We start from the raw sequence: 7427 nt of genomic DNA on the forward strand, positions 1-7427 counted from the left end.
GCGTCGTCAAGTCTACAAGGCCCGATTGTTGCGGCGCGCGGTTTATCGAAGACGGAGATGGGTACAGCTATGGCGATCGGCACTGTTAAGTGGTTCAACACCACCAAGGGCTTTGGTTTCATCATGCCCCAGGATGGTGGCAAGGACGTATTCGTCCATATTACGGCGGTCCAGGCCGCTGGCCTGCGCGGCCTCAATGAAGGCCAGAAGGTCAGCTACGAAGTCGCCATGGAGCGTGGCAAGGCAGCGGCCACGAATCTGAAGGCGATCTGATAGACCGATCTTCGGGTTCCTGCCGGGAGCCTTCCAGGACCGTGCATGAATAAAAAGGGCGCGCCTTCCGGCGCGCCCTTTTGTGCTGTTTGCACTTTATAATCCCCATCAGGTGTATCCACCTGATGGGGATTTCCTTGCGGATTGGACCCGCGGTCAGCGCACCAGGCGCAGGCGCGGACGGTTGGCCAGGGTCAGCGCGCGATAGATCGAGAGGTAATCCTCCGCCATGCGGCGGGCGGTGAAGCGCGTGTCGAAGGTTGCCCGCACCACGTCGCGCGAAATTTCCGGCAAATGGCGCAGCGCAGCGATGGCGCCCTTCTCGTCTTCGACGATAAAGCCGGTCACGCCGTCATCGATGATTTCCGGCACCGAACCATGATTATAGGCGATCACCGGCGTGCCGCAGGCCATGGCCTCGATCATGACCAGGCCGAAGGGCTCCGGCCAATCGATCGGCATCAACAATGCCTTGGCACCGCTGAGGAAGGCGGGCTTCTGGGCCTCGTTGATCTCTCCCACCAGTTCGACGCCACCGCCTTCGGCGATCAGCGGTTCTATCACGGTTTCGAAATATTCCAGATCGACCTTGTCAACCTTGGCCGCGATTTTCAGCGGAATGCCGGCAGCCCGCGCGATGCGAATGGCGCGGTCTGGGCGCTTTTCCGGGCAGATCCGGCCCAAAAAGGCCAGATAGCTGGGTTCCACCGCCTGCGGCGTCAGCAGATCCGCGGGCAGGCCGTGCAGCACGGTGCCGACGTAATTCGCCTCTTTCAGCGGGCGGCGCTGCGATTCCGAAATCGAAATCACATTCATCGGCGGCAATTCGGCATAGACCGGCTTGAGTTCCGGCAGGTCGAGGCGACCATGCAACGTCGTCACATAAGGAATATTGTGCCGGGCGAAGAGCGAGGCCGGCCAGTAGTCGAGATGGAAGTGCAGCACGTCGAATTCGTCCGCGCGGCGGCGCACCCGCTCCAGCAGCATGGCGAGCGGGGCCAGACTGTCGCGAATGGTGGGGTCGAGACGAAGAGCTTGCGGCCAGACGGCATCAAGCTCGGCCTTGGTGACGCTGTCACCGCTGGCAAACAGGGTCACCTCGTGACCGAGGTTCACAAGTTCCTCGGTCAGGTATGAGACAACGCGCTCGGTTCCGCCGTAGAATTTCGGGGGAACAGCTTCTGCGAGGGGCGCGATCTGGGCAATCCGCATATCAATCTCTCCTGCGTCGCTTGGGCATCTGCCTTGCTGCAACAACAGATAGGCGGTGTTTCTGGCCAAGCTGAGGCAATGGCGTGCCACACTTGCCACAGTTTCGTGGCCTCAGCTGTAACATACGGAAATGCTTTGAAATTTGCCGGGTATCACAAGATGGTGCGACGCAGCAGGCAATAAAAAACCCGCCGATGAGGCGGGTTTTTTATTCGTCGAAAAGACGGACGGCTTAGAAGCCTTCACGCTCCAGACGCTTACGCTCCATCTTGCGAGCGCGACGGACGGCTTCGGCGGCTTCCCGCGCGCGACGCTCCGACGGCTTCTCGAAATGACGACGCAGCTTCATTTCGCGGAAGATTCCTTCCCGCTGCATCTTCTTCTTAAGCGCCTTAAGCGCTTGATCAACATTGTTGTCACGAACGAGAACCTGCACTTGGTCGCCTGCTCCATCTCATGGAATTGCTATAAAGGGTCGGGACCACAAACGTCTGCGCATCCCGGATCAGGCGGGCGCTATACCATGGCCCGCCGCCTGCTCCAAACGCTTTCCGTTTCACACTTGTTGGAGCTGACATTGGCTATTCTCAAGATCGCCCGCATGGGCCACCCGGTTTTGCTGCAGGAGGCGCTGCCGGTCGAGGATGTCGCGGCGCCCGAGATTCAGCGTCTGATCGACGATATGATTGAGACCATGCTGGATGCCGGGGGCGTGGGCCTCGCTGCCCCGCAAGTCCATGTTCCGCTTCGGCTTTTCGTGTTTCATGTGCCGGCCGCGCGGGCGGCTGAGGGCGAAGACCAACCGGCGGATGAGGGCCTGGCACCGCAGGCGCTGATCAACCCTGTGATCACACCTATCGGCACCGACAGGCGCTTGGGCTGGGAGGGATGTTTGTCGATTCCGGGCCTGCGTGCGGCCGTCCCCCGCTTCGCGCAGATCACCTATTCCGGACTGGACCGCACCGGCGCGCCGCTGGAACGTAATGCCATTGGATTGCATGCGGTGGTTATACAGCACGAATACGACCATCTCGACGGGGTCCTTTACCCCATGCGCATGCGCGATTTCTCGCTCATGGGTTTTAACGAGGAGCTGGCCCGCTTTCAGCCGGTTCTGCCCCAATGAGGGCTATGCCTCATGGTGGGAAGAATGAAAGAAGCTTGAGTCATGACCGAAACCGCTGATCCGCTTCTGGATGCCGAGCAACTGGCGACGCTCGAAACGATGCTGCCGCATGTCTCTCTGTTCGGCTGGACCCGCCGCGCGCTCGCCGAGGGGCTGCGCGATACGGGCCGAGATGCGTCTGAGGTCGCTTGGCGCTTTCAGGGTGGCGCGCCCGAGATGATCGAGCTGTTCTTCGCGCGTGCGCTGTCTCGGGCCGTTCTGGCAGCCGAACCGCAGGTCGCGAGCGAGATAAGGCTGACCAAGCGGGTCCGTGCCGTGGTGGCATGCCTGCTGAACGAATTCGGGCCGGATAAGGATGCGCTGCGGCGGGCCGTCGCCTGGCTGGTTTTGCCGGTCAATGCACGGCGCTTGGCCGCGATCACGGCCCGCCTCGTGAACGGCATCTGGGACGCTGCCGGCGACCGGTCGACGGATGCCAGCCGCTACACCAAACGCGCGACGCTGGCGGCCATTCTGGTGCCGACGCTGCTGTTTTTTCTGTCGGATATTGATTTTGAGCATGAAGCGACGCTCGCCTTCTTCGACCGTCGGCTGCAGGGCGTGGGCCGTATCGGCCGGTTCCGCGCGAAAATGCAGGGCGCCTGCGGCGGTCTGATGGGCCGGCGGGTCCGCTTTGCGGGGCGCGCCGCGGCATGACCGGTTTTTTGTCGCAAGCGCCTCACGGCCGAAGCTTAGGATAAGTCATGCCTCGGGTCCGTATCGTCCACACCACAGAATATACCTATCGGCGGCCGGTGAAGCTGACGGAGCATCGGTTGATGATGCGGCCGCGCGACAGCCACGACCTGCGCCTGCTGGAAGCAACGCTCGGTATCATGCCGCCGGGCGCCAGCACGCGCTGGGCGCATGATGCCTTCAACAACTCCGTCTGCCTGCTCGACTGGCAGCATGTTTCGACCCACAAGCTGCGCATCGTCTCCCGGCTGGACCTGCAACATTACCCGGTCGCGACCGAGCTGCCGCTTGATCCGGCCGCCGAGATCTACCCCTTCCGCTATGCGGGCAACGAGTATCCCGACCTCAGCCGCCTGATCGAGCCGCATTATCCGGACCCGGACCGCCGGGTGGAAGCCTGGGCCAGGCGCTTTTTGCGCCGCGAGGGCAATACCCCGACCTGGGAATTGCTGATCGGCATGACCAAGGCGATCAAGGCGGAATTCACCTATGAGGGGCGCGAGGCCAAGGGCACTTATGGGCCGCTGCAAACCCTGGCCGAAAAGCGCGGCGCCTGCCGGGATTTTGCCGTGCTAATGATGGAAGCCGCGCGGTCGCTCGGCTTCGCGGCGCGTTTCGTCTCCGGCTACTTATATGATGAGGCGCTGGTCGATAGCGTCGACACCATGGTCGGCGGCGGTGCCACCCATGCCTGGTGCAGCATCTACCTGCCCGGCGCCGGCTGGGTGGAATTCGACCCCACCAACGGTCTGGTCGCGGGGCGCAACCTCATCCGCGTCTGCACGGCGCGGGAGCCGTATCAGGCGACCCCGCTATCGGGCGGCTATATCGGCGAGCCCGAGGATTTCGTCTCCATGACGGTCAATGTCGAGGTGACGGTGGGCGAACCGCGTCCGGCCATCGAGAAGCGGCCCGCGGTGTCGCCGGCGTCAGTGGAGCAGGAGGCGCGGGTGCCTGCCGCCCCGGCCGATGCGCCGATCGCGGCCGAGACGGAGAAGGCGTCGTCCGCCGCCGCTCGTGCGTCGGAGTTTGCGATGGAAGAGCGTTCTTTCGGCAGTCTTGACCTCACGACCCCTTGAGGTAACGCAAACCGCTTCCTACCTTCATCCTGCAAAGTGGACCTGTCGCCTCCTGAGGGGCAGTCTCCGCCGGTCGCCTGATTGAAGGGACACAGATATGGATATTGAGAAATTCACCGAGCGGTCGCGTGGCTTCCTGCAGGCCGCGCAGACCATTGCCATCCGCGAATTCCACCAAAGGATCACGCCGGACCATCTGCTGAAGGCGCTGCTGGATGACCCCGAGGGTGCGGCCTCGGGCCTGATCCGTGCGGCCGGCGGCGATCCGGCGGTCGCGCAGCGCGCGGTCGAGGTCGAGATCGCCCGTCAGCCCAAGGTGCAGGGCGGCGGCGCCGGCCAGCCGCAGATCACCCCCGAACTCGTCCGCGTGCTGGACGCCGCGCAGACATCCGCGCAGCGTGCCGGCGATGATTATGTGGCCCAGGACCGGCTGCTGGTCGCGCTCGCCGCCAGCGACGGACCGGCCGCCCGCGCGCTGCGCGACGCGGGTGCCCCTGCCCAGGCGCTGGACCGTGCCGTCACCGATATGCGCAAGGGCCGCAAGGTCACCAGCCAGGCGGCCGAGTCCACCTTCGACGCGCTCAAGAAATACGCCCGCGACGTGACCGAGCTCGCCCGCAACGGCAAGCTGGACCCGGTCATCGGCCGTGACGAGGAAATCCGCCGCACCATTCAGGTGATCGCGCGGCGCACCAAGAACAATCCGGTGCTGATCGGCGAGCCCGGCGTGGGCAAGACCGCGATCGTCGAGGGGCTCGCCCTGCGTATCGTCAATGGCGACGTGCCGGAGGCGCTCAAGAATAAGAAGCTGCTGGCGCTCGACCTCGGCGCGATGGTCGCGGGTGCCAAATTCCGCGGTGAGTTCGAGGAGCGGCTGAAGGCCGTGCTGCAGGAGATCGAGGCCGCGCAGGGTGAGGTCGTGCTGTTCATCGACGAGATGCATACGTTGGTCGGTGCCGGCAAGGCTGACGGCGCCATGGATGCGTCCAACCTGCTGAAGCCGGAACTTGCCCGTGGGGCGCTGCATTGCATCGGTGCGACCACGCTCGACGAATACCGCAAGCATGTGGAGAAGGACGCGGCCCTCGCTCGGCGCTTCCAGCCTGTCTATGTCGGTGAGCCCTCGGTCGAGGATACGATCTCCATTCTCCGCGGCATCAAGGAGAAATACGAGCTGCATCACGGCGTGCGCATCACCGACGGCGCGCTGGTTGCCGCCGCGACCCTCTCCAACCGCTATATCGCCGACCGCTTCCTGCCGGATAAGGCGATCGACCTGATGGATGAGGCGGCGAGCCGTCTGCGCATGCAGGTCGACAGCAAGCCGGAGGAGCTGGACGAACTGGACCGGCGCCTGCTGCAGCTCAAGATCGAGCGGGAGGCGCTGAAGCGCGAGGAAGATGCGGCGTCGCGCGACCGGCTGGAGAAGCTGGAGCATGAGATCGCGGATCTGCAGGAGCGGTCGGATGCGCTGACGACGGCCTGGCGCAACGAGAAGGATCGTCTGCAGGACGCGCAGAAGCTGACCGAAAAGCTCGATCAGGCCAGAAGCGAGGCGGAGATCGCCGAACGTCAGGGCAATTACGCGCGCGCCGGCGAACTGCGCTACGGCGTCATTCCGCAGCTGGAGCGGGAGATCGCAGCCAGCCAGTCCGGCGAGGGTCGTCTGGTCAATGAAGCGGTGACGGAGGAGCAGATCGCCTCCGTCGTCTCGCGCTGGACCGGCGTGCCGATGGAGCGGATGCTGGAAGGCGAGCGCTCCAAGCTGCTGCGCATGGAGGATGACCTGCGCCATCGTGTCGTCGGGCAGGAGGATGCGCTGAAGGCCGTCTCCAATGCCGTGCGGCGGGCGCGGGCCGGTCTGCAGGATCCGAACCGGCCGATCGGCAGTTTCCTGTTCCTCGGCCCGACCGGCGTCGGCAAGACGGAGCTGACCAAGGCGCTGGCGTCTTTCCTGTTCGATGACGAGAAGGCGCTGCTGCGCATCGACATGAGCGAGTTCATGGAGAAGCACGCGGTCTCCCGTCTCATCGGCGCGCCGCCGGGCTATGTCGGCTATGACGAGGGCGGCGTGCTGACGGAAGCGGTCAGGCGCCGGCCCTATCAGGTCATCCTGTTTGACGAGGTGGAGAAGGCGCATGAGGACGTCTTCAATATCCTGCTGCAGGTGCTGGATGACGGGCGGCTGACGGATGGCCAGGGGCGGACGGTCGATTTCCGCAATACGATCATCGTCCTCACCAGCAATCTCGGCAGCGAGATCCTGGCGGCTCAGCCGGAAGGCGAGGCGGCGGCGATGGTGCAGGGCGAGGTGATGACGATCGTCCGTCACCATTTTCGGCCCGAATTCCTCAACCGGCTGGATGAGGTGATCCTGTTCCGTCGTCTGCAGCGGGTGGATATGGCGTCGATCGTCAATATCCAGCTGCAGCGGCTGCGGTCTCTGCTGGCGGATCGCAAGATCACGCTGGGCCTGGATCAGGCGGCGCAGGAATGGCTGGCTGAGGAGGGGTATGACCCTGTCTATGGCGCGCGGCCGCTGAAGCGCGTCATTCAGCGGCAGTTGCAGAATCCGCTGGCCGGGCTGCTGCTGGAAGGGGCGATCCATGACGGTGAGCCGGTTGCCGTGACGGCGGGCCGGGATGGCTTGATCATCAATGGCAGGCTCGCGGAAGCAGCCTGATCGGACGCAAAGCGCCGATGATCCCATCAGGCTCATGCGGCTGATGGGATAGCAGAGTGGGGGCTAATCCTGGGTTCTTCGGCTTGGGATTAGCGCTTTCTGCATATCGTCACACTGACCACTCACAATTTTGCATGGCCTTCATTCCTATCGGGTAAGTGGGTTTTGTGGTGAGGCAGACCCCTGATTTTCCGCTCATCTCGTTGATTTTGTTACATTATTCTTTCTTTTCTTAGTTTGTCATTGTTTTGAAATTGGGTGTTGACGGGTGTTGGGGTGGGGCGTAAAAGCCCGTTCACCGACGCGGTGCGGGGTTGAA

At 63.4% G+C, this 7427-nt stretch carries 7 protein-coding genes; 5 read left to right on the forward strand and 2 right to left on the reverse strand.

Going from position 1 to position 7427, the window contains the following annotated elements:
* Positions 1-69 precede the first annotated feature (69 nt).
* Entirely contained in the window at positions 70-273 is a 204-nt protein-coding gene (locus tag ACELLULO517_RS19975; protein WP_227309180.1) for a cold-shock protein, read from the forward strand.
* Positions 274-429: 156 nt separating this feature from the next.
* Here the strand turns inward: ACELLULO517_RS19975 and ACELLULO517_RS19980 are convergent, their stop codons facing one another.
* Together ACELLULO517_RS19980 and rpsU are read right to left on the reverse strand one after the other, a co-directional pair.
* The gene (locus ACELLULO517_RS19980) at positions 430-1485 is read right to left on the reverse strand and encodes a glycosyltransferase family 4 protein (RefSeq protein ID WP_227309181.1); all 1056 of its coding nucleotides are present in this window, start codon (positions 1483-1485) and stop codon (positions 430-432) included.
* A gap of 232 nt (positions 1486-1717) precedes the next feature.
* The gene (gene rpsU / locus ACELLULO517_RS19985; RefSeq protein ID WP_141459012.1) at positions 1718-1921 is read right to left on the reverse strand and encodes a 30S ribosomal protein S21; all 204 of its coding nucleotides are present in this window, start codon (positions 1919-1921) and stop codon (positions 1718-1720) included.
* 141 nt (positions 1922-2062) lie between these two features.
* On the opposite strand from rpsU, the gene def reads away from it, so the two are divergent.
* The 4 genes from def (at position 2063) to clpB (ending at position 7108) form a co-directional block, all read left to right on the forward strand.
* Positions 2063-2611 carry a peptide deformylase gene (gene def, locus ACELLULO517_RS19990; protein WP_227309182.1) on the forward strand — a complete coding sequence of 183 codons (549 nt, stop codon included), beginning with the start codon at positions 2063-2065 and terminating at the stop codon, positions 2609-2611.
* Between the two features lie 42 nt (positions 2612-2653).
* Positions 2654-3307, forward strand: a complete 654-nt coding sequence (locus ACELLULO517_RS19995) for a COQ9 family protein (protein WP_227309183.1) — start codon at positions 2654-2656, stop codon at positions 3305-3307.
* A 47-nt stretch (positions 3308-3354) separates the two neighbouring features.
* Positions 3355-4425, forward strand: a complete 1071-nt coding sequence (locus ACELLULO517_RS20000) for a transglutaminase family protein (protein WP_227309184.1) — start codon at positions 3355-3357, stop codon at positions 4423-4425.
* Positions 4426-4522: 97 nt separating this feature from the next.
* Positions 4523-7108, forward strand: coding sequence for an ATP-dependent chaperone ClpB (gene clpB, locus ACELLULO517_RS20005; protein ID WP_227309185.1), 2586 nt, complete (start codon positions 4523-4525; stop codon positions 7106-7108).
* Positions 7109-7427: the final 319 nt, after the last annotated feature.

The organism is Acidisoma cellulosilyticum (assembly GCF_020621385.1).
In the GTDB taxonomy this organism is placed as follows: Bacteria; Pseudomonadota; Alphaproteobacteria; order Acetobacterales; family Acetobacteraceae; genus Acidisoma; species Acidisoma cellulosilyticum.

Coding starts and splice junctions, on each gene's coding strand:
- ACELLULO517_RS19975 (WP_227309180.1), top strand. CDS start 70: ATGGCGATCGGCACTGTTAAGTGGTTCAACACCACCAAGGGCTTTGGT.
- ACELLULO517_RS19980 (WP_227309181.1), bottom strand. CDS start 1,485: ATGCGGATTGCCCAGATCGCGCCCCTCGCAGAAGCTGTTCCCCCGAAA.
- ACELLULO517_RS19995 (WP_227309183.1), top strand. CDS start 2,654: ATGACCGAAACCGCTGATCCGCTTCTGGATGCCGAGCAACTGGCGACG.
- ACELLULO517_RS20000 (WP_227309184.1), top strand. CDS start 3,355: ATGCCTCGGGTCCGTATCGTCCACACCACAGAATATACCTATCGGCGG.
- clpB (WP_227309185.1), top strand. CDS start 4,523: ATGGATATTGAGAAATTCACCGAGCGGTCGCGTGGCTTCCTGCAGGCC.